Annotated in this window: 20 protein-coding genes; 8 read left to right on the forward strand and 12 right to left on the reverse strand. The window is 62.1% G+C overall.

All coding sequences use genetic code 11. From position 1 onward, the window contains the following. Positions 1 to 114 precede the first annotated feature (114 nt). The 6 genes from fabG to PATSB16_RS14705 form a co-directional block, all read right to left on the reverse strand. Positions 115 to 864: a 3-oxoacyl-ACP reductase FabG gene (fabG, locus tag PATSB16_RS14680; RefSeq protein WP_047214841.1), complete on the reverse strand. Its 750-nt coding sequence runs from the start codon at positions 862 to 864 to the stop codon at positions 115 to 117. A gap of 17 nt (positions 865 to 881) precedes the next feature. Then, a complete protein-coding gene (fabD, locus tag PATSB16_RS14685; protein ID WP_047214842.1) occupies positions 882 to 1,811 on the reverse strand; it encodes an ACP S-malonyltransferase in 930 nt (309 codons plus the stop codon). Between the two features lie 90 nt (positions 1,812 to 1,901). Beyond that, on the reverse strand, positions 1,902 to 2,891 hold the full coding sequence (locus PATSB16_RS14690) for a beta-ketoacyl-ACP synthase III (protein WP_047214843.1): 990 nt from the start codon (positions 2,889 to 2,891) through the stop codon (positions 1,902 to 1,904). A gap of 12 nt (positions 2,892 to 2,903) precedes the next feature. After that, positions 2,904 to 3,965, reverse strand: a complete 1,062-nt coding sequence (gene plsX, locus PATSB16_RS14695) for a phosphate acyltransferase PlsX (protein ID WP_047214844.1) — start codon at positions 3,963 to 3,965, stop codon at positions 2,904 to 2,906. A 138-nt stretch (positions 3,966 to 4,103) separates the two neighbouring features. Next, complete coding sequence (rpmF, locus tag PATSB16_RS14700) at positions 4,104 to 4,283, reverse strand: 50S ribosomal protein L32 (RefSeq protein WP_047214845.1); 180 nt, start codon at positions 4,281 to 4,283, stop codon at positions 4,104 to 4,106. A gap of 93 nt (positions 4,284 to 4,376) precedes the next feature. Beyond that, positions 4,377 to 4,967, reverse strand: a complete 591-nt coding sequence (locus PATSB16_RS14705; protein ID WP_047214846.1) for a YceD family protein — start codon at positions 4,965 to 4,967, stop codon at positions 4,377 to 4,379. A 105-nt stretch (positions 4,968 to 5,072) separates the two neighbouring features. On the opposite strand from PATSB16_RS14705, the gene PATSB16_RS14710 reads away from it, so the two are divergent. Both PATSB16_RS14710 and PATSB16_RS14715 read left to right on the forward strand, forming a co-directional pair. After that, positions 5,073 to 5,681: a Maf-like protein gene (locus PATSB16_RS14710; RefSeq protein WP_047214847.1), complete on the forward strand. Its 609-nt coding sequence runs from the start codon at positions 5,073 to 5,075 to the stop codon at positions 5,679 to 5,681. Then, complete coding sequence (locus PATSB16_RS14715) at positions 5,678 to 6,394, forward strand: SAM-dependent methyltransferase (RefSeq protein ID WP_047214848.1); 717 nt, start codon at positions 5,678 to 5,680, stop codon at positions 6,392 to 6,394. Before PATSB16_RS14710 ends, PATSB16_RS14715 begins: the two co-directional genes overlap by 4 nt. 44 nt (positions 6,395 to 6,438) lie before the next feature. Here PATSB16_RS14715 and PATSB16_RS14720 read toward each other — a convergent pair whose 3' ends face one another. Genes PATSB16_RS14720 through PATSB16_RS14735 form a run of 4 tightly spaced genes read right to left on the reverse strand, consistent with a single transcriptional unit; the run spans position 6,439 to position 9,540 of the window. After that, positions 6,439 to 7,461, reverse strand: coding sequence for a S49 family peptidase (locus PATSB16_RS14720; protein WP_047214849.1), 1,023 nt, complete (start codon positions 7,459 to 7,461; stop codon positions 6,439 to 6,441). Positions 7,462 to 7,497: 36 nt separating this feature from the next. After that, entirely contained in the window at positions 7,498 to 7,890 is a 393-nt protein-coding gene (locus tag PATSB16_RS14725; protein ID WP_047216621.1) for a Rieske (2Fe-2S) protein, read from the reverse strand. Next, on the reverse strand, positions 7,887 to 8,549 hold the full coding sequence (locus PATSB16_RS14730; RefSeq protein ID WP_047214850.1) for an HAD-IA family hydrolase: 663 nt from the start codon (positions 8,547 to 8,549) through the stop codon (positions 7,887 to 7,889). The genes PATSB16_RS14725 and PATSB16_RS14730 overlap by 4 nt, the downstream gene beginning before the upstream one ends. After that, positions 8,536 to 9,540, reverse strand: coding sequence for an RluA family pseudouridine synthase (locus PATSB16_RS14735; protein ID WP_047214851.1), 1,005 nt, complete (start codon positions 9,538 to 9,540; stop codon positions 8,536 to 8,538). The genes PATSB16_RS14730 and PATSB16_RS14735 overlap by 14 nt, the downstream gene beginning before the upstream one ends. Before the next feature lie 602 nt (positions 9,541 to 10,142). Between PATSB16_RS14735 and PATSB16_RS14740 the strand changes: the two genes are divergently transcribed. The 6 genes from PATSB16_RS14740 to PATSB16_RS14765 all read left to right on the forward strand — a co-directional run bounded on the left by PATSB16_RS14740 (position 10,143) and on the right by PATSB16_RS14765 (position 17,367). Beyond that, on the forward strand, positions 10,143 to 13,220 hold the full coding sequence (locus tag PATSB16_RS14740; protein ID WP_047214852.1) for an Rne/Rng family ribonuclease: 3,078 nt from the start codon (positions 10,143 to 10,145) through the stop codon (positions 13,218 to 13,220). 141 nt (positions 13,221 to 13,361) lie between these two features. Beyond that, a complete protein-coding gene (gene moaA / locus PATSB16_RS14745; RefSeq protein ID WP_047214853.1) occupies positions 13,362 to 14,477 on the forward strand; it encodes a GTP 3',8-cyclase MoaA in 1,116 nt (371 codons plus the stop codon). A 105-nt stretch (positions 14,478 to 14,582) separates the two neighbouring features. After that, positions 14,583 to 15,182 (forward strand): molybdenum cofactor guanylyltransferase MobA, encoded by a 600-nt coding sequence (mobA, locus tag PATSB16_RS14750; protein ID WP_418303900.1) that lies wholly within the window; start codon positions 14,583 to 14,585, stop codon positions 15,180 to 15,182. A gap of 87 nt (positions 15,183 to 15,269) precedes the next feature. Continuing rightward, positions 15,270 to 16,544 carry a molybdopterin molybdotransferase MoeA gene (gene moeA, locus PATSB16_RS14755; protein ID WP_047214855.1) on the forward strand — a complete coding sequence of 425 codons (1,275 nt, stop codon included), beginning with the start codon at positions 15,270 to 15,272 and terminating at the stop codon, positions 16,542 to 16,544. 35 nt (positions 16,545 to 16,579) lie between these two features. Further along, positions 16,580 to 16,858 carry a membrane protein gene (locus PATSB16_RS14760; protein ID WP_047214856.1) on the forward strand — a complete coding sequence of 93 codons (279 nt, stop codon included), beginning with the start codon at positions 16,580 to 16,582 and terminating at the stop codon, positions 16,856 to 16,858. Beyond that, on the forward strand, positions 16,855 to 17,367 hold the full coding sequence (locus PATSB16_RS14765; protein ID WP_047214857.1) for a GNAT family N-acetyltransferase: 513 nt from the start codon (positions 16,855 to 16,857) through the stop codon (positions 17,365 to 17,367). The genes PATSB16_RS14760 and PATSB16_RS14765 overlap by 4 nt, the downstream gene beginning before the upstream one ends. 9 nt (positions 17,368 to 17,376) lie before the next feature. Here the strand turns inward: PATSB16_RS14765 and PATSB16_RS14770 are convergent, their stop codons facing one another. Together PATSB16_RS14770 and PATSB16_RS14775 are read right to left on the reverse strand one after the other, a co-directional pair. Continuing rightward, the gene (locus tag PATSB16_RS14770) at positions 17,377 to 18,807 is read right to left on the reverse strand and encodes a DNA recombination protein RmuC (protein WP_047216622.1); all 1,431 of its coding nucleotides are present in this window, start codon (positions 18,805 to 18,807) and stop codon (positions 17,377 to 17,379) included. 19 nt (positions 18,808 to 18,826) lie between these two features. Then, positions 18,827 to 19,816, reverse strand: coding sequence for a 2-hydroxyacid dehydrogenase (locus PATSB16_RS14775; protein ID WP_047214858.1), 990 nt, complete (start codon positions 19,814 to 19,816; stop codon positions 18,827 to 18,829).

A 19,816-nucleotide genomic window follows, 5' to 3' on the forward strand; every position in this document is an offset into this window, starting at 1 on the left:
AGGGAAATTAGTCCATACAAGTGCGCGCATTTTAACAGGTTTGCTCGGTAAAATTCAGTTCCGAAAAACGTTTGTTAAATATGCGAAAAATCGCACGATTTTACCGCAACTTGCTCAATTCATAAACATACCGCCGTTCACATGCAGCGTGACGCCGGTAATGTAAGCTGCTTGCGGCGATGCCAGAAATGCGACCGCGTAGGCAATTTCTTCGGGTCGCCCCAACCGCCCCAAAGGAATCTGGCTTTTCAGCGCGGCGTGTTGCTCTTCACCGAGCGCCTTGGTCATATCCGTATCGATAAAACCAGGGGCCACGCAATTGACCGTGATATTACGGCTGCCGATTTCGCGCGCCAGCGCGCGAGCCATGCCAGCGACGCCGGCCTTTGCGGCCGCATAATTCACTTGCCCCGGATTACCCGACGCACCAACCACCGAAGTCACATCGATGATGCGACCCTGACGGGCTTTCATCATCGGCTTGAGCACAAGACGCGAGAGGCGAAAGACCGCCTTCAGATTGGTATCGAGTACGTCGTCCCACTCATCGTCTTTCATGCGCATCGCCAATTGATCACGCGTGATGCCGGCATTATTGACGAGGATATCGATCTTTCCAAATTGTTTGAGCAGATCATCCAGCACGGCGTCGCACTGAGCCGCATCGGTAACGTTCAGCACAACGCCTTTGCCGGCAAGATTTTCCGCCGACAAATACTCATCAATACCACTCACGCCAGCGGCGCTGGTGGCCGTGCCGACGACCGTTGCGCCACGCCGCGCGAGTTCCAATGCGATGGCCCGCCCGATGCCGCGCGACGCCCCGGTGACCAATGCCACCTGATTTGTTAGGTTTTTATCCATAACGCTCATTTATTCCGTTATTTCAGAAGAGCAAGCGCATCAGCCAGGGAAGCCGCATCCGTGATAGCAACACCGGCCAGTTCGCCGTCGATGCGTTTGGTCAAGCCCGTCAGCACTTTGCCCGGCCCGCACTCGACCACATGCGTGACACCAGCACTTGCCATCTTGCGCACGGTCTCGACCCACCGCACCGGCGAAGCAGCCTGTCGCACCAACGCATCCTTGATTTGCGCCGGATCGCTCACGATCGCCACGTCGACGTTATTGATCAGCGGGATGCTCGGCGCGACGAACGTGACATCGGCCAGATACTCGCGCAAGCGATCGGACGCCGGCTTCAGCAGCGACGAGTGAAATGGCGCAGACACCGGCAACGGCAGTGCACGCTTGGCGCCCCGAGCTTTGGCGATTTCACAGGCTTTTTCCACAGCGGCCTTATCGCCGGCGATCACGACTTGAGCCGGCGCATTGAAATTGACCGCTTCAACAACGCCGGCGGCCGATGCTTCCGCGCAGACCGCGCGCACGGTGTCGTCGTCGAGTCCGAGAATTGCAGCCATACCACCCTGCCCGACCGGCACGGCTTCCTGCATTGCTTGGGCACGAAAGCGCACCAATGGGACAGCATCCCGGAACGCGATAACGCCGGCAGCCACGAGCGCGGTGTATTCGCCCAGGCTATGCCCCGCCACGAGCGACGGCGCCGCGCCGCCTTCGGCCAGCCAGACGCGATATACCGCATAGGCCGCAGCCAGCATCACCGGTTGCGTGTTGGTCGTCAGATTCAAAGCCTCGGCAGGCCCGGAGGCGATGAGCCCGGCGACGTCCTGCCCCAGCGCGTCGGACGCTTCCTGCAGCGTTTCACGCACCACCGCATGCCCGTCGAACCCGGCCAGCATGCCGACCGATTGCGAGCCTTGCCCAGGAAAAACAAATGCGAATTTCATTTTTGATTCACCGCTCACTGAAATACGTTGCGAAGTATGCACGCGGCGCGCACGGAGTCGAGCGACTCCACCGGTCTGCGCGCCCCTGGATTACATGCGCAGCAATGCAGCGCCCCAGGTGAATCCGCCGCCGACGCCCTCGAGCATCACCCGTTGGCCACGCTGAATCCGGCCGTCGCGCACGGCGACGTCCAATGCCAGAGGGATCGATGCCGCCGACGTGTTGCCGTGCTCGTCGACCGTTACGATCATCTTTTCGGTAGGCAAGTGCAGCTTGCGGGCCGTGCTGAGCATAATCCGAATATTGGCTTGGTGAGGAATCAGCCAATCGATCTGCGACGCTTCCAGGCCAGCCTTATCCAACGCCTCCAACGCCACTTTCTCAAGGACACCGACGGCCAGCTTGAAGACGGCCTGGCCGTCCATGTAGAGAAAGGCATTGCCCTGAATGGCACCACCATGCACATTACCCGGCACGCACAGGATATCCGCGTAGCGACCGTCCGCATGCAAAGCCGTCGAGAGTACACCGGGCTCGCTGGATGCGGACAACAGCACCGCACCCGCGCCATCACCAAAGAGAACACAAGTGGTGCGGTCGTTGAAGTCGAGAATACGGGAGAAGGTTTCTGCGCCGATCACCAGCACGTTCCGGTATGCGCCGCTGCGGATAAAGTTATCAGCCGTGGCCAGTGCATACACGAAGCCGGAACATACCGCCTGCACATCAAATGCCGCGCAACCATTTGTGATGCCCAGCTTGCTTTGCACCAAACACGCCGTGCTCGGAAACACGAAATCCGGCGTCGAGGTGGCAAGAATAATCAGGTCCACGGCCTGAGCATCGACGCCTGCCATGTCGAGCGCCTTGCGCGCCGCCTCGACGGCGAGATCGCTGGTCGTCATGTCCGGCGGCGCAAAATATCGAGCCTTGATGCCCGTGCGCGCCACAATCCATTCGTCGCTCGTCTCGACCTGACGCGCAGCCAGCTCTTCAGCCAGTTGCTGGTTGCTGACGCGGCGCGGCGGGAGATAGCTGCCGGTGCCGATAACACGAGAATAGATCGCGGGTTGAGTCATGTCACACAACGCTCAGTATGCCGGGGCAATCGGGGCAGCCTGCGCGGCACCGGTCTCCCCGAGCTGGGTTTTATTGTCTTCCATCGCGCGCTCCAGGCGCGCCTGAACACCATTGCGCACGGCATCGTAGCCGCGCTTGATCGCCCACTCGAACGCGTAGGCGTCCGCTGAGCCATGGCTCTTGATGACCAAACCGCGCAAACCAAGCAAAGCCGCGCCATTGTAGCGGCGATGATCGACGCGATGTTTGAAGCGCTGCAGCACGGGCAGCGCCACCAGCGCCGCCAGCTTGGTCAGCCAGGAGCGCTCGAATTCTTCCTTGATCATATTGCCCAGCATCTGCGCCAGGCCTTCGGACGTCTTCAGGACCGCATTGCCGACAAAACCGTCACACACGACGATATCGGTGGTGCCCTTGTAGATGTCGTTACCTTCGACATTGCCGTAGAAATTCAGCGTGCTGGCGCGCAACAGCTCACCGGCCTGCTTGATGACGTCGTTGCCTTTGATGATCTCTTCACCGATATTGAGCAACCCGATGCTCGGCCGCTCCTTGCCGCCGACAGCCGACACCAGCGCATATCCCATTTCAGCGAATTGCAGCAAGTGCGTGGGTTCACAGTCGACATTGGCTCCCAGGTCGAGCACAGTCGTGTAACCACCGGTTTGATTAGGCAGTTGCGTGGCAATCGCGGGCCGCTCGATGCCGACCAGCGTCTTGAGGACATACCGCGACACGGCCATCAGCGCGCCGGTGTTTCCCGCAGATATGCAAGCCTGAGCCTGTCCATCCTTGACCAGATTCAGCGCCACTCGCATCGACGAGTCTTTCTTTTTGCGCAGCGCGACTTCGACCGAGTCGTCCATTGATACTACTTCGGACGCCGGCACGACAGACAGCCGGGAATGCGTCTGGGCCTTCAGTTTGGCCAACTGTGCCTGAATGGGCTGCTCCAGCCCGACCAATACGAGTTCGACATCGTCGGTGTGCTGCACGAATTTGACTGCTGCGGGCACCGTAACCGCTGGGCCGTGGTCCCCGCCCATACAGTCGATCGTCATTCTGACTGTCATGCGTGTCGACGTAGTTGGCTTGTAGAGTTTGATCCGCTAATAAAAAAGCGGCATGTCACCGCCGCTTTTTTTATTACTTCAACCGATTCGCAGATGCCGGCAAAGCGAAGCATGCGGCGAATCGCTTGTGTGCAGCAATCAGTCGTTTTTGGTCTTGACGACTTTCCGGCCACGGTAGAAACCGTTCGGCGTGATGTGGTGACGCAGGTGCGCCTCACCCGAAGTCGGCTCGACGGCCAGGGGCAATTGACCCAGAAAATCGTGCGAGCGGTGCATGCCGCGCTTCGACGGCGATTTTTTGTTCTGTTGAACAGCCATGATAACTCCTCAGAATTTTGCGAATTTTAACACAGTTCAAGCGTCTGCCAGTGACCTGATCTATCGGTCAAACCACGATGACGCGTGAGTTCTTTATTTGCCCTCGTCGCTTGGCACGCGCTTTAGCGCAGCCAACGCGGCGAATGGCGACGGCTTGTCCTGCACATCCTCCTCCGCAGGCTCGGCTTGCCCATCGGGGCCGGTAACCAAACTGACATGAACCTCAGGACATACCTCATGCTTCGGCACCAGCGGGAGCGCCAGCAGCAACTCTTCTTCCACCAGCTCGATCAGGTCGAAATTTGCCGAGCCGACGATCGCCTCCGGCAATGTATCGTCTGCCAGACAGGCATCGGCTTGCGCCTCATCGCGCACCACTTCGAACACCGTCTCGGTCGCCATCGGGTGCCGGTATGGCGTCATGCAGCGCTGGCACTCCAGCCACATGTCGCCCGCGACCGCCAAGCGAAGATACTGCCGCACCGCCATGCCACCATCGGCGCGATGTTCGCTGCGCTCAAAACCCTGCGCACGCCAGTGGAATACCACGGTCGAGCGCTCGGTTACTGGCACAGCCGCCGGAACTTCGGTTAACATGCGCGGCAACTCCTGCACGGGCACATCGCCTTCGGCGATCATCCCGGTACGGGCGAATTCGAAAAGATTGACCACGTATTCGCGCATACATCCGCCGTCTTGCAGAGCCTTCGGCACAGCAAAGCCGCACCGAACCGGAAAAGCGGTCGATTCTAATTAAATTTTCTTTTTTCGTCAAACACTTAAAGCCCCATGCCGCTACACAGCAATCCGCCACTGATCCTTGCCTCGGGCTCCCGCTATCGGCGAGAGTTGCTCGAGCGGCTGCGCGTTTCGTTCACGGTTAAGGCCCCACACGTCGACGAAACACCGCTGGCGGGCGAAAACCCCCACCAGACGGCACTGCGGCTGGCACAGGAAAAAGCGCATGCGGTCGCTGCGGCCCACCCAGACGCGGTCATCATCGGCTCCGATCAGGTCGCGATGCTCGACGGTCGGCAGATCGGCAAACCCGGCGATCACCCGACGGCCATGGCGCAACTGCGCATGATGCGCGGCAAGGTTGTCGAATTCCATACGGCGCTGTGCGTGCACGATGCGCGCTCGGGCCTTTCCCAGGCCGATGACGTAGTGACTTTCGTGACAGTCCGCAACCTGCCCGACGAGACGCTTGACGCTTATTTACGCGCCGAAGAACCCTATGACTGCGCCGGCAGTGCCAAATCCGAAGGGCTTGGCATCATGCTGCTCGAGAAAGTGGAGTCCACCGATCCGACCGCGCTGATCGGCCTGCCATTGATCGCGCTGACGACCATGCTGATGCGCACTGGCTTCACCCTACCTGGTCCGGGAACCCAATGACCGGCGCACTTTACCTGATTCCCAATACACTGGGCCCCGCCACCGCCGGAGGCCTTGCGGCCGTCCTGCCGGACGAGGTCAGGCACTGCGCCGCTCGGCTCGAATACTTCATCGGAGAGCAGGCCAAGAGCACCCGGGCTTTCCTGAAATTGGCGGGCTGCGCCAAACCACTTCAGGAAATTACGATTCGAGAGCTGAACGTCAACACACCAGCGGCGGCCATCGACGACTTGTTGGCGCCGATCGTGGCCGGTTCGGACGGCGGCCTGATTTCCGAAGCCGGCTGCCCAGCAGTCGCCGACCCTGGCGCCCTGCTGGTGCGGCGCGCCCACGAGCTGGGCATCCGGGTCGTCCCGCTGGTGGGTCCCAGCTCGATATTACTGGCCTTGATGGCGTCCGGCCTGAATGGCCAAAGTTTCGCTTTCGCCGGCTATCTGCCGGTGGATGCCGCGGAGCGCATCAAACGCATTCGCGAGCTCGAACTGCGCTCGCGGCGCGAGAGGCAGACTCAAATTTTCATCGAGACGCCATATCGCAATCAGGCCATGCTCGATGCGCTACTCGGCACCTGCGCGGGCACCACGCTATTGTGCGTCGCGGTCGACCTGACCCAGCCCGAAGAAATCGTCGTCAGCCACCGAATCCAGGATTGGCCGCGCAAACGGCTGGACCTGCACAAGCGGCCCGCTATCTTTTTGCTGCTGGCTCAGTAAAAACCCCGCACCGGGGGTGGGGATCATGTGACCGCGCAGCACGCTCAGCGCATGGACATGCGCCCGCTCATCAACAGCGTCTCGATGGCGGCGTTGCCAACGGCCGCGCCGAATCGCCGCGCAACGCGGTCGGGAAAGCTCTCCTTCACGGTGTAGTCGACGATATCGCTGGCTTTGATAACGTCGCGCGCCACGGAATCGACCGTGCCGTAGCCGTCGGCCAGTCCGAGCTGAATGCTTTTCTCGCCCGTCCAGAACAGGCCGGAGAACAACTGCGGATCATTCTTCAACCGTGCGCCCCGGCCCTTTTTCACCGCGTCGATGAACTGCCGGTGCACGTCGGACAGCATTTGCAGCGCATACGCTTTCTGCTCGTCGGTCTCGGGGGAGAATGGGTCGAGAAACCCTTTGTTCTTGCCAGCCGTCAGCAAGCGACGCTCGATGCCCAATTTGTCCATCAAGCCGGTAAAGCCGAACCCGTCCATCAACACGCCGATCGAACCAACGATACTGGCCTGATTGACGAAAATCTTGTCGGCGGCAGCCGCTACGTAATAACCGCCCGACGCGCACATCTCGTCAACCACCACATAGATCGGCTTGGCGGGATACTTGGCCCGCAGCCGCATGATTTCGTCGTAAATACGGCCGGCTTGCACCGGACTGCCACCGGGACTGTTGATGCGAAGAATCACGCCTGCCGTTCCACTGTCGGCAAACGCGGAATCCAAGGCCTTATTGATGGCGTCAGCACTGGCTTGCCCGCTCGCCGAAATCTCGCCAGTCAATTTGACCAGAGCGGTGTGCCGGCCGGCCGTGGTCACGGGCGTTGTGCCGGTGTCCATCAACGCCCAGGCAATCAGACCGAACAACGCAAGCGCCACCAACCGAAAGAATATTTTCCAACGACGCGCCGCCCGTTGCTCCTTGAGCGTTGCTAGCAGCACCTTTTCCAGCACGGTCCGCTCCCAGTTTTCGTCGGTGCCAGCTCGGCCAACTGCCTGACGAGCGTCCGACGGGCGCGACTCATCTCGAGGGGGATTGTCGGGCGGAAAAGATTCGGTCATGACCAATCAACAAGAAATCATCGAAAAAACGGCCGCTCAGACCGGCGCAAGCGGTTGGATATCGCGCTCCGGCAACCAGACCACTGTAGCCTCGCCCTCGCTGCCACGCTCCTCGACACGCAGCTTATGCAGCGCACCGCCGCGGCAAGGGCCGCCGACGCAGCGGCCCGTGTCGGGCTCGTAAGTCGCACCGTGAGTCGAACACATCAAGTATAAGCCGGAGCTTTCGAAAAACTGCCCCTCGGCCCAGTCGAGCTCCATCGGCACATGCGCGCACTGATTGAGATAGCCGTGCACCTGGCCCTCGAAGCGAATCACGAAGGCGGGTGTGGCGCGCCCACCGAGGCTCACCTGAAAGCGCACCCCCTGGCCGCCGTCCGCCAGTGCCGAACCGGCACAGATTGGAATTGCCTCTTCGTCCGCCATCAGACCCGCTCCAACAGCCAAGCCCTCAGCTCGTCGACGCTCTGAGCACAATAGCTCGGCCCCAGCGCGCGCAGGGCCTCGAGCGAGTGAGCGCCGCCATAAGCCACCGCCACGCCGGCCGCACCCGCATTGGCGGCCATCTGAAGATCATGGGTCGTATCGCCGATCATGACCGTGCGCGACAGATCCTGGCCCAATTCGCGGCCAATTTCCTGCAGCATCGCCGGATGCGGCTTGGAAAACGTCTCGTCGGCACACCGCGTAGCATCGAAGGTTCCCAGCAAGCCAGCGGCCTCCAGGGCGCGGTTGAGGCCCACCCGCGATTTACCGGTAGCGACGGCAAGAAACCGACCGCGCTCGCGCAGTTCCGCGAGCATTTCACGCACCCCGGAAAACAGCACAGTCTCGTTGCCGCTGAGCAAATAATGAAATCTATAACGCTCCGACAGACGAGGATACTGACTCGGATCGAGCGTTGGCGCGGCAGTCTGCAAGGCGTCCCGCAAGCCCAGCCCAATAACGTAGCTGGCGACCTCGTCGGCAGGCACCGGCAAATCGAGATCCCGGCAGGCTGCCTGAATGCAGCGGGTAATCGTGGGGGTCGAGTCCATCAAGGTTCCGTCCCAATCGAACACGATCAGATCAAACTCAGTTTTTGGCATTAATGCTCGAGTCTCGTAATTGTTGCAAAAACCGCTCGCAATCCTGCGGCAACGGCGCTTCCAGCAGCAGTGGCGTATTCAATATCGGGTGCACCAGACGCAGCCGTCTGGCATGCAAAAACATGCGTTTGAGCGACGGTCGCGCATCCGCACGGCTCAACGCGCGATTGGCGGAAAAATCGCCGTACTTGTCATCGCCGGCGATCGGCGTGCCCAAATGTGCCAAATGAACGCGAATCTGATGCGTGCGCCCCGTCTTCAGTTCCGCTTCCAACAAGGAATATCCATCGATAACCTCGAGCCGGCGAAATATTGTATGTGCCGGCTGGCCGTCCGCCTGCACCCTGACGCGACGCTCGCCTTCGGGGGTCAAATACTTGAAAAGAGGCGCTTTGACGACGCGCTGGCTGTCCTGCCATGCACCGATTACGCACGCGAGATACCGCTTATCCATGCGATTGTGCCGAATCTGCTCGTGCATTCCGACCAGTGCCGCACGCTTTTTCGCAATCAACAGCACACCGGACGTCTCCCGGTCGAGCCGGTGCACCAACTCCAGAAAGCGTTGCTGCGGATAGGCCTGGCGCAGTTGCTCGATTACGCCGAACGAGACCCCGCTGCCGCCATGCACGGCAACGCCGGCGGGTTTATCGATGGCCAGCAGGTAATCATCCTCGAAAACCACAGGAAATTTTGCGGCCGGCACATTGGCCGGCGCCTCGGACTGGGCAATCCGCACCGGCGGAATCCGCACCACATCGCCCAACACCAAACGGTACGCCGCGTCGACCCGCCCCTTGTTCACGCGCACTTCACCACTACGTAAAATGCGGTAGACGTGACTTTTTGGCACACCTTTGCAATGGCGCAGCAGAAAATTGTCGATCCGCTGTCCGCTGGCGTCGTCCCCGACCTCGATCAGCTTGACTTGGGGCCCAGCCGATGGCATGGCTACCGGTGCATTGCGCCGGATTTTGCCTAACTCATTCATTATGAATATAATTTGTCCAGCAGAGGCCTCCGGAAGCGGAACAATACCAAAATCCGGGCCTGTGTTGGTGCAAGCGTCAAACTTATATTCTACTTGCACCCCGGGTCGGTTGCTTAGCCGGAAAAAACAAGGCAACAAGTGATACGCACGGATCGCATTCGTTGCAGGGACCGCGCCCACAGGCGGGTTCGGCGACGTTGCGCGTTCGCAGGAATGAGTGTTTGGCAAAAGAATTTTTGACCAGTCAGCTTCGGTTAAGCTGACTGTTTTGTGAATAGCGTTACGCATAAAGTCATAAGAATTGAGCCGCCGCCGCAATTACCGCGCGCTGGCATGGCTAACGAGAAAAATCGATGGAATTTCTCGATTTACGGACTTCGGACTCGAATTGACCCTCCTGCGGCCCATGAGGGCGGCAGCCAATTCCGGTCAAACGCGGTAGCGTTATCACGAGCGCCTGCGCGCTTTTGTGCCCTTCGGCCCAAGCGCCCCCGGCAATTCTCCCAGCCAGACGGCACCTTCCTCGCGTGTTGAATAAATAATGCATGACAGTACCCGGCGCACCGGACGATCGGTCCAAGCGACGGGTGGGAGCCGTTTTCATGAAACGCATGTTGTTCAATGCCACGCAGCAAGAAGAATTGCGCGTGGCCATCGTCGATGGTCAGAAACTCATCGACATCGATATCGAGACCGCGGGTCGCGAGCAACGAAAAGGTAATATTTACAAAGGCGTCATCACTCGCATAGAGCCTTCTCTGGAAGCCTGTTTCGTCAACTACGGCGAAGATCGCCACGGTTTCCTCCCATTCAAGGAAGTTGCCCGCGCTTTTTTCCGTGATGGCGCCGACGTTCGCAACGCCCGCATCCAGGACGCCTTGTCGGAAGGCCAGGAAATCATCGTTCAGGTCGAGAAGGAAGAGCGCGGCAACAAGGGGGCGGCCCTCACCACCTTCATTTCTCTGGCAGGGCGTTACCTGGTCCTCATGCCCAACAACCCTCGTGGCGGCGGCGTATCGCGTCGCATCGAAGGCGAGGATCGTCAGGAATTGCGCGAAACCATGGCGCAACTGGAGCTGCCCGAGGGCATGAGCATCATCGCCCGCACCGCCGGCATCGGCCGTGCCGCCGAGGAACTGCAATGGGACTTGAACTACCTGATGCAGTTGTGGCGCGCGATTGAAGAGGCCGCCAACAGCAACCGCGCCCCGCTGCTGATCTACCTCGAATCCAGCCTGGTCATCCGTGCCATCCGCGATTACTTCCAGCCGGATATCGGCGAGATCCTGATCGACACCGAAGACATCCACGAGCAGGCCCGCGCCTTTATGAGCGTGGTCATGCCCGACAATCTGAACCGCGTCAAACGCTATCGCGATGACGTTCCGCTCTTCTCGCGGTTCCAGATCGAACATCAAATCGAAACCGCTTACTCCCGTCAGGTTCCCCTGCCCTCGGGCGGCGCGATCGTCATCGACCACACCGAAGCACTGGTGTCGATCGACGTCAACTCGGCACGCTCGACCAAGGGCGCGGACATCGAGGAGACGGCGCTGCGCACCAACCTCGAAGCCGCCGACGAAGTCGCACGCCAGTTGCGCCTGCGGGACCTCGGCGGCTTGATCGTGATCGATTTCATCGACATGGAGTCGACCAAGGCGCAGCGTGAGGTCGAGCAGCGCGTCAAGGATGCCCTCAAGCACGACCGTGCCCGCGTCCAGATGGGCAAAATTTCCCGATTCGGCCTGATGGAACTGTCGCGTCAACGACTGCGTCCGTCGCTGTCCGAAGGCACTCACGTCACTTGCCCGCGCTGTAACGGCACGGGCCATATTCGCGACACCGAGTCGTCCGCCTTGCAGGTCCTGCGCATCATCCAGGAAGAGGCGATGAAGGAGAACACCGCCGCCATCCACTGCCAGGTGCCGGTCGAGGTCGCGGCCTTCCTGCTCAACGAAAAACGCGCCGAGATCAACAAGATCGAAGCACGCTTCAAGGTCGGCGTGCTGCTGATCCCCAACAAACATCTCGAGACGCCGCACTACAAGCTCGAACGCGTGCGCCACGACGATCCTCGCCTGGAAGCCCCGAAAGCCAGCTATGTCCTGGCCGAGGACGCCGCGCGCGAGCTCGAAGCCGAAGAACCCGGCTACAGCAAACGCAAGGACGAAGCGAAGCCGCGCCAGGAAGCAGCCGTCAAGGGCATCACGCCGGATCAGCCGGCACCGGTATCGCAACCGCGCCAGCCGCGCGCACCCGCGCCGCTCGAACCGGCCGGTGGTGGTTTCATCGGGTGGGTCAAACGTCTGCTGGGACTGGAACCCGCTGCCAAGGCACCGATCCAGGAGGCTCCGCCGGCAGCAGCGCCGCGCCCGGCCCGCGAGCGCCAGGATCGCGCGCCGCAAGGCCGTCATCGCCGCAATAACCGCGGCGAGCAGCCGAGCGGCAATGGCAAGGACGCCATGCGCCCGCCGCGCGAACCGAGAGAGCCGCGCAGCGAGAATCGCCAGCCGCGCGAGCGCGACGAAAATCGCAATGCCGCACCAGCCCAGGAATCCGCCAACGAAGGCGTACAACGCGAGCAAACCCGCGAGGGTCGCGGTCGCCGGCCGGATCGGCGCGAACGCAAGCCGCTGGATACCGAGCAGGAGCAGCGGCCGCGTCAACCCGCACAAGCGCCTGTCAGTGAGCCTGAGGTCGAAGCAATAGCGGCGGCGCCGGCGCCAATTATCGACGAGGCATCGGAAGCCGCAGGAGAAGAGCGCCGCCGCCGTCGTCGCGGCCGTCGCGGCGGCCGCCGTGAGCGGGAACCCGGCGAACAGACTGGCGCGGTTCCCAATACCGATCTGGCCGCCGAAACCGCGGCCCCGGTGGCGGCACCGACCGCGGTCGATGAAGTGCCTGCCCAAACGGTGACACCGACGCCGGTCGCGCATGCGCCGGCAGCGGTTGTCGAAGAGGCTGCGGCAGTCGCTGCCGTCGTCGCGCCGGCGGTCGCCGCCGTCGCGAGCGAGTCCATCCCGCCGGCACCCGCTGCCGCAGAAACGTCGCCGGCTGAGGCAGTTACGGCGACGCCCGCCGCCGCCGAGGCGATCGTTGCGACCCCGGAAGCCGCGGCCGACCGACAACCGCTCGAAACCGCACCGACGCCGGCAAGCATCGAGGCGGCTCCGACCATCGCCCCGCATGCGCTCGCGCCGCTGCCCGCCGAACAAGCGGCACCCCAACCGGTGCAAACCGTCGCACCGCTGCCCGCGACCCAAGCACTGCCGATTGAAGCCGAGGTAGCGCCGGAGATGCCGGCAGCACCCGCGGCGCCGAGTGAAGCGGTCGAGGCGGTTGCTCCTGCGCTACCGCCGGTCGAGGCGCCAGCGGTCGAGGCGCCAGCGGTCGAGGCGCCAGTAGTCGCTGCGCCGGCTGCCAGCGTCGAACCGCGAGTATCGGTCTCACCCGACGCACTGGAATCCACGCTCGCCGCGGCTGGTCTGGTGTGGGTCCACACCGATGCAGAAAAGCAGCGCCAGGCACAGGAAGCCATGGCGAAAATCGTTGTTCCGCCCCGTGCGCCGCGCGAACGCAAGCCGTTGCCGCCGCAGGTCGAAGGTCCAATGGTCCAGGTCGAAACACAACCGGCAGCCACCTCGGCGCCGGTGGCGACGACGGGCTCCACGCACATCTGAGCAACTGAGCAATCGCATGACCAGGGGGCGCAAGCCCCCTGTTTTTTTGTCTTGATGTTGCCAGGCACGTCTCTCAAAGGGTTATGGCGCCCGGTACGGCGTATTCCATTAAAATGGAACGGAAATGTTGCATTCGCGGCCATGACAGAAAAAACGATCCTCCTGACCGACCTGCGCTACCCGACGCATGTACCGGTCATCCCTAAGCAACTCCTGCCCGCCAACGGGCAGCTGATCGATACGTTGGCGCGCCCGCTGCACGACCTGCGTATTTCCGTGACGGATCGTTGTAATTTCCGCTGCGTCTACTGCATGCCCAAGGACGTGTTCGGCAAGGACTACCCCTTTTTGCCGCACTCCTCACTATTGAGCTTCGAGGAAATCGAACGGCTCGCCCGACTGTTTATTGCGCATGGGGTCGAAAAAATCCGCTTGACCGGCGGCGAACCGCTGCTGCGCAAGAACGTCGAGAAGCTCATCGAAATGCTGGCCCGCCTGCGCACCCGCACCGGCGGGCCGCTCGACCTGACACTGACGACCAACGGCGCGCTGCTGGCCCGCAAGGCGCAAAGCCTGAAGGATGCCGGACTGCGCCGTGTCACGGTCAGCCTCGACGGCATGGACGACGCTATTTTCCGGCGCATGAACGACGTCGATTTCCCAGTCGCCGATGTGCTCGAAGGCATCGAGATCGCCCGGCAGGTCGGCCTTGGTCCGATCAAGGTCAACATGGTCGTCAAGCGGGGCACCAACGATCACGAGATCGTGCCGATGGCACGCCATTTTCATGGCACCGACATCATCGTGCGCTTCATCGAGTTCATGGACGTCGGCACCTCCAACGGCTGGCGCATGGACGAAGTGTTGCCGTCGAGCGAAGTCGTCGAGCGCATTCACGCCGAACTGCCGCTCGTGCCGCTGGGGCCGAACTACCCTGGTGAAACCGCGCAGCGCTGGCGCTACGCAGACGGTGGCGGCGAAATCGGCGCGATCTCCAGCGTCACGCGCGCGTTTTGCGGCACCTGCACGCGCGCACGGCTGTCTACCGAAGGCAAGCTCTATCTTTGCCTGTTCGCCGACAGCGGATTCGACCTGCGCACCTTGCTGCGCGACGGCCACAGCGACGAAGAGATCACCGCGGCGATCGGACACATCTGGCACCAGCGCACCGATCGCTATTCGGCGCAACGCGCCAGTGGCGCGGGGCCGGCGTCTGCGCCCCGGGACAAAGTCGAAATGTCCTACATCGGTGGGTAGCAAATTGTCGCCGGGCCGTCCATGCAGTGCGCGAGACGGCGCATCCCTGAACGCGCGGCCGCTTGCCAATTGACCGCAGCTTCCGACATGGCTTCACGACCCCGAATCGCTGCACCGAGCTCGATAACCGGCCTGATCCTCGCAGGCGGACGCGGCACCCGCATGGGCGGCGCCGATAAGGGATTGCAGGCATTTCGCGGCATGCCGCTGGTGATGCATGCCATGCAGCGGCTGTCACCGCAGGTAACGACGCTGTTGATCAGCGCCAATCGCAATCTCGAGCGCTATCGCGAACTCGGTGTCACGGTGGTTTGCGACGACCCACCCGATTTTGCCGGGCCGCTGGCCGGCATACTTGCCGGGCTACGGGCCGCGCCGACCGAATTCGTCGTCACAGCGCCGTGCGACTCGCCGTTGCTGCCGACCGACCTCGTGGCACGCCTGGCAGCCGGATTGCAGGAACAGCCAGACGCCCAGGCCGCAGTCGCCGTTACGCCGCAGGCCGGTCAATGGCGTGTGCAACCCGCGTTCATGATGGTCCCGCGCACGCTAGCCGACGACCTCGCACACTATTTGGCCGCGGGGCAGCGCAAAATACAAACGTGGTTAGCACGCCACACCATCGCACAAGTTCCTTTTGACGATGAGCGCCCGTTTTACAATATCAACTCGCTAGAAGAGCTCAACGAAATCGAGCGGCACTAAGCCGGCTCGCCGCCTATATGCCGCCCGTGCTGGTGCCGACGGCCTGTTCCGCCTCCTGCGGCTTGTTTCAAATCGCGCCTCATTCGCATGAACACACTGAATACCGTCATCGGTTGCATGTCCGACTACGACCCCGAGGCCCTCTCGGTCGAACAGGCTCGGCATATCATTCGCGAGTGCGTCGCCCCGGTCGGCGGCGTGCAGTATGTCGCCGTGCGTACCGCGCTTGACCGCGTTCTGGCCAGTGATCTTATCTCCCCGATCGACGTCCCCGCCAATGACAACTCGGCCATGGACGGCTATGCCTTCAACGGTTCCGTGCTCAGCGGCACCGCGCCGCGGCTTGAGATCGTCGGAGCGGCACTGGCAGGGCGCCCGTACACCGGCACGGTGGCGGCCGGCCAATGCGTGCGCATCATGACCGGCGCGCTGATGCCGTCCGGCTGCGACACGGTGATTCCCCAAGAGTTGGTCCAGAAAGACGATGCCCATGTGGGTTTCGCCCCCGATGCCGTGCGCGCAGGCCAGCATCGCCGCCGCGCCGGCGAGGACCTGGCTGCCGGCAAGGCGGCGCTGCGCGCCGGAAAATTGCTGCGTCCAGCCGACCTCGGCTTGATCGCATCGCTGGGGATCGTCGAAGTCCCGGTGTTTCGCCGTGTACGGGTCGCGTTTTTCTCCACCGGCGACGAACTGCGCTCGGCCGGGCAGGCGCTCGCCCCCGGCTGCGTCTATGACAGCAACCGCTATACCCTTTTCGGCATGCTGCATCGCATGGGCGCCGACGTCCTCGATCTGGGCGTCGTGCGCGACGATCCCGTCGCGTTGGAGGCCGCCTTTCGCCATGCCTGTGAAAATGCCGATGTGGTCATCACCTCGGGCGGTGTCTCGGTGGGCGACGCCGATTTCACCAAACCGATGATGGCACGACTCGGCGAAGTCGCGTTCTGGAAAGTCGCGATCCGCCCCGGCCGGCCGTTGGCGTTTGGCCGCCTTACCAGCGCCGGGCATGACGCGTTGCTGTTCGGGCTGCCCGGCAACCCGGTAGCGGTCATGGCAACGTTCTATGTGTTCGTGCGGGATGCACTGCTGGCAACGATGGGCGCCGCTGCTCAGCCGATGCCACCGATGCGGGCGCGCAGCGCAAGCGCCATCACCAAGCGTCCCGGCCGGACCGAATTCCTGCGCGGCATCGTCAGCACCGGCGCCGATGGAGCAGTCGAGGTGTCGATTACCGGGGCGCAAGGCTCCGGCATGCTGCATTCGATGAGCGAGGCCAATTGCTTCGTCGTGCTGCCCCATGCCAAAGGCGACGTCGCCGCTGGAGACGATGTCGATATTCTACTTTTCGAGGGACTGATCTGACCAAACGCCACAATGCCAAATCGAAAAACAACCACATGAAAAAACAAATCTCCTATATCGCGCCCGTACAGACGTCAAAAGCGCTTGTGCTGATCTATCTCACATTCAGCGTGCCGATCGTGCTTATCGCGTTGCTCGCCGCCTTTATCCGCTACGGAGAACTGCCTGGATTCGCGGTCTTCTCGGCCCTGCTGCTCAACGCGGTCATCGGCTTCGCCCTGCTATGGATCGCTTGCCATGCCTACAATTGGGTGGCCGCACGGTTTGGAGGCATTGAAATCGTGCTCACAGATATCGCCGAAGAAGGCCGATGAGAGCGCATTTGCGGCCGGCTCGACCCGGCGACGTCGCGGCGATTCATGCGCTGGTGCGCGAGCTGGCAGCCTATGAGCGACTGACCGACATGCTCGTGGCGACCGAAGATGACCTGCGCGATGCGTTATTCGGGCCGCAGCCGGTCATTGAATGCCTGCTGGCGGAAATCAGTGAGGAAGTGGTCGGCTACGCGCTCTTTTTCCATAACTACTCGACCTTCCTCGGCCGGCGCGGCCTGTACCTCGAAGACGTCTACGTCAAACCGTCGGCACGCGGTCATGGCCTCGGACAGGCCCTGCTGCACGCATTGGCGCGGATTGCCGTGCAACGCAACTGCGGCCGCGTCGAGTGGACGGTGCTCGACTGGAACCAGCCGGCGATCGATTTTTACGAAGCCCAGGGCGCCGACGTACTGCCCGAGTGGCGCGTGGTACGAATGACCGGCGAAGCGCTGCAACGCTTTGCTGCGTCCGTTCCCAAGCACCAACTGCTCGATCAGCGCTCCTGAAGGACGCGGCTAATCCTCCTCGATCGCTACGTCGCTGCCCAGCAGGGCAATCGCTTCGTCACCGGATAACGCCTCGACCGTCTTGAGTTTGCGCGCCATCTGACGAGTTCGCACCTCGGCCTGATCGATCGAACGCGTGACCGTCTCCAATTGAGATTTGGTGCGTGCCAGCACATCGCCAAACTTGCCGAACTCGGTCTTGACGGCGCCCAGCACTTGCCAAACCTCGCTCGAGCGCCGCTCGATCGCCAGCGTGCGAAACCCCATCTGCAAACTGTTGAGCAATGCCGTCAGTGTGGTCGGGCCGGCCACGGTCACGCGGAAGTCACGCTGCAGCGCATCGCTCAACCCAGGGCGCCGAAGCACCTCGGCATACAAACCTTCGGTGGGCAGGAACAGTAGCGCGAAATCGGTCGTGTGCGGCGGCGCAAGGTATTTCTCCGCAATCGTGCGCGCTTCCTGACGAATCCGATTCTCAAGCGCCTTGGCGGCTTCCTCGACCGCACCGGGATCGGCACGCTCCTGCGCATCGATCAGCCGCTCGTAGTCTTCACGCGGAAATTTCGCGTCGATCGGCAACCATACCGGCTCACCGGTCTCGCCGTCACGGCCGGGCAGCGCGATCGCAAATTCGACGCGATCGTTGCTCTTGGGGACCGTGGCGACATTTTTTTGGTACTGGTCGGCCGTCAGCAGTTGTTCGAGCAATGCTTCGAGCTGTACTTCGCCCCAGGTACCGCGTGTCTTGACGTTGGTCAGCACCCGCTTGAGGTCTCCCACGCCGGCGGCCAGCGTTTGCATCTCGCCCAGACCGCGATGCACCTGCTCGAGACGGTCAGACACCAGTTTGAACGACTCGCCCAGGCGCTGCTCCAGCGTGGCATGCAGCTTCTCGTCGACGGTGCGGCGCATCTCCTCGAGCTTGGCGGCATTCTGGGTCTCGATATCCTTGAGCTTCTGCTCCAGCGTGGCCCGAATCTCCGCCAGCCGCCGTTCGTTACTCTCGGTCAGTTGCGTCAGTTGTTGTTGCTGCGCCTCGCCAAAGCGCCGCAGTGCCGTGCCCTGCTCCTCGCGCATCTGCTGGCCTTGCTGCATCAGGCTTTGCCGCACGGCTTCGAGTTGCGCGGCATTGCTTTCGGTGAGTTTGACGAGCTGCTGGGCAAATCCGTCGATCTGATTGTTCTGCACGGTGGCCACGCTCGTCATTTGCGCGGCTAGGGCCTGCTGGAATTGCGACAACTGGGCGCCCTGCTCGGTACGCCCGGCGCGCGCCGCGTCGCTCAGTTCCTGGCGCAGCGCCCGTTCGCTTCGCTCGCCGGCGCGCAGCAGATCCTCATGCATCGCGCGCAAGCCCTCCGCCCCGTCTCTGCGTCGTGCCACCAGCATCCCCAACAACGCCAGACCGAGCAGGATCGCTACCAGCAGTATCGTAGTCACCATCGAATTGGTCATAACGGAATTATTTCTGTTTGACTTGCGGGTTCAAGAGGCAAGGCGGCTTGCCGGCATTCGGCCCAAAACCCAGTGCCGCGATCAGGTTATCGGTCGCCAGATTGGCCATGGCCCGTCGGGTCGCTTCGCTGGCGCTGGCGATGTGCGGCGTGAGCACGACGTTGGGCACTTCCAGCAAGCCCGGATGCACGGCCGGCTCCCCTTCGAATACATCGAGACCGGCCGCGGCGATGCGCTTGTCGCGCAGCGCGCGCGCCAGCGCCGCGTCGTCGACGATCCCGCCGCGCGCCAGATTCACCAGCGTAGCGGTCGGCTTCATCAACGCCAGTTCGGCCTCGCCGATGGTGTGGTGACTGGCCGCCGTATAGGGCAGGACAAGAATCACGTGATCGGCCTGGCGCAACAGATCTTCCTTGCCGACGTAGCAAGCCTTGCACGCCTGCTCGATCGTCTCCGGCACCCGTGAGCGATTGTGATAGAGCACCTGCATGTCGAAGCCCGAAGCGCGCCGGGCCAAGGCCTGCCCAATACGCCCCATGCCGATGATGCCCAGTGTCGCGCCGTGAATGTCGGCCCCCAGAAACATATCGTAGGCCCACTTCTGCCAGTGCCCCGCGCGCAACCAGCGCTCGCTCTCGGTGATGCGGCGCGCAGTCGCCATCAGCAGCGCCCAGCCGAAATCCGCGGTGGTCTCGTTGAGCACGTCGGGCGTGTTGGTGGCCATCACGCCGGCCGCGCTCATCGCCGGAACATCGAAATTGTTGTAGCCGACCGCCATGTTGCAGGCTGCCCGCAAGTTGGGTGCGCCAGCGAGCACATCGGCATCGATGCGCTCGCTGGCGGTGGTAATGACACCCAGCTTGTCGTGCAGGCGCGCGACGAGTTCCGCCGGGCTCCAGATCTCGTCACGTGGGTTGCTCTCGACCTCGAAATACTGTGCAAGCCGCTCCACCACCTCGGGGAACACCGCTCGCGCGACCAATACTTTAGGTTTCAC

This window comes from Pandoraea thiooxydans (assembly GCF_001931675.1).
GTDB classification, from domain to species: Bacteria; Pseudomonadota; Gammaproteobacteria; order Burkholderiales; family Burkholderiaceae; genus Pandoraea; species Pandoraea thiooxydans.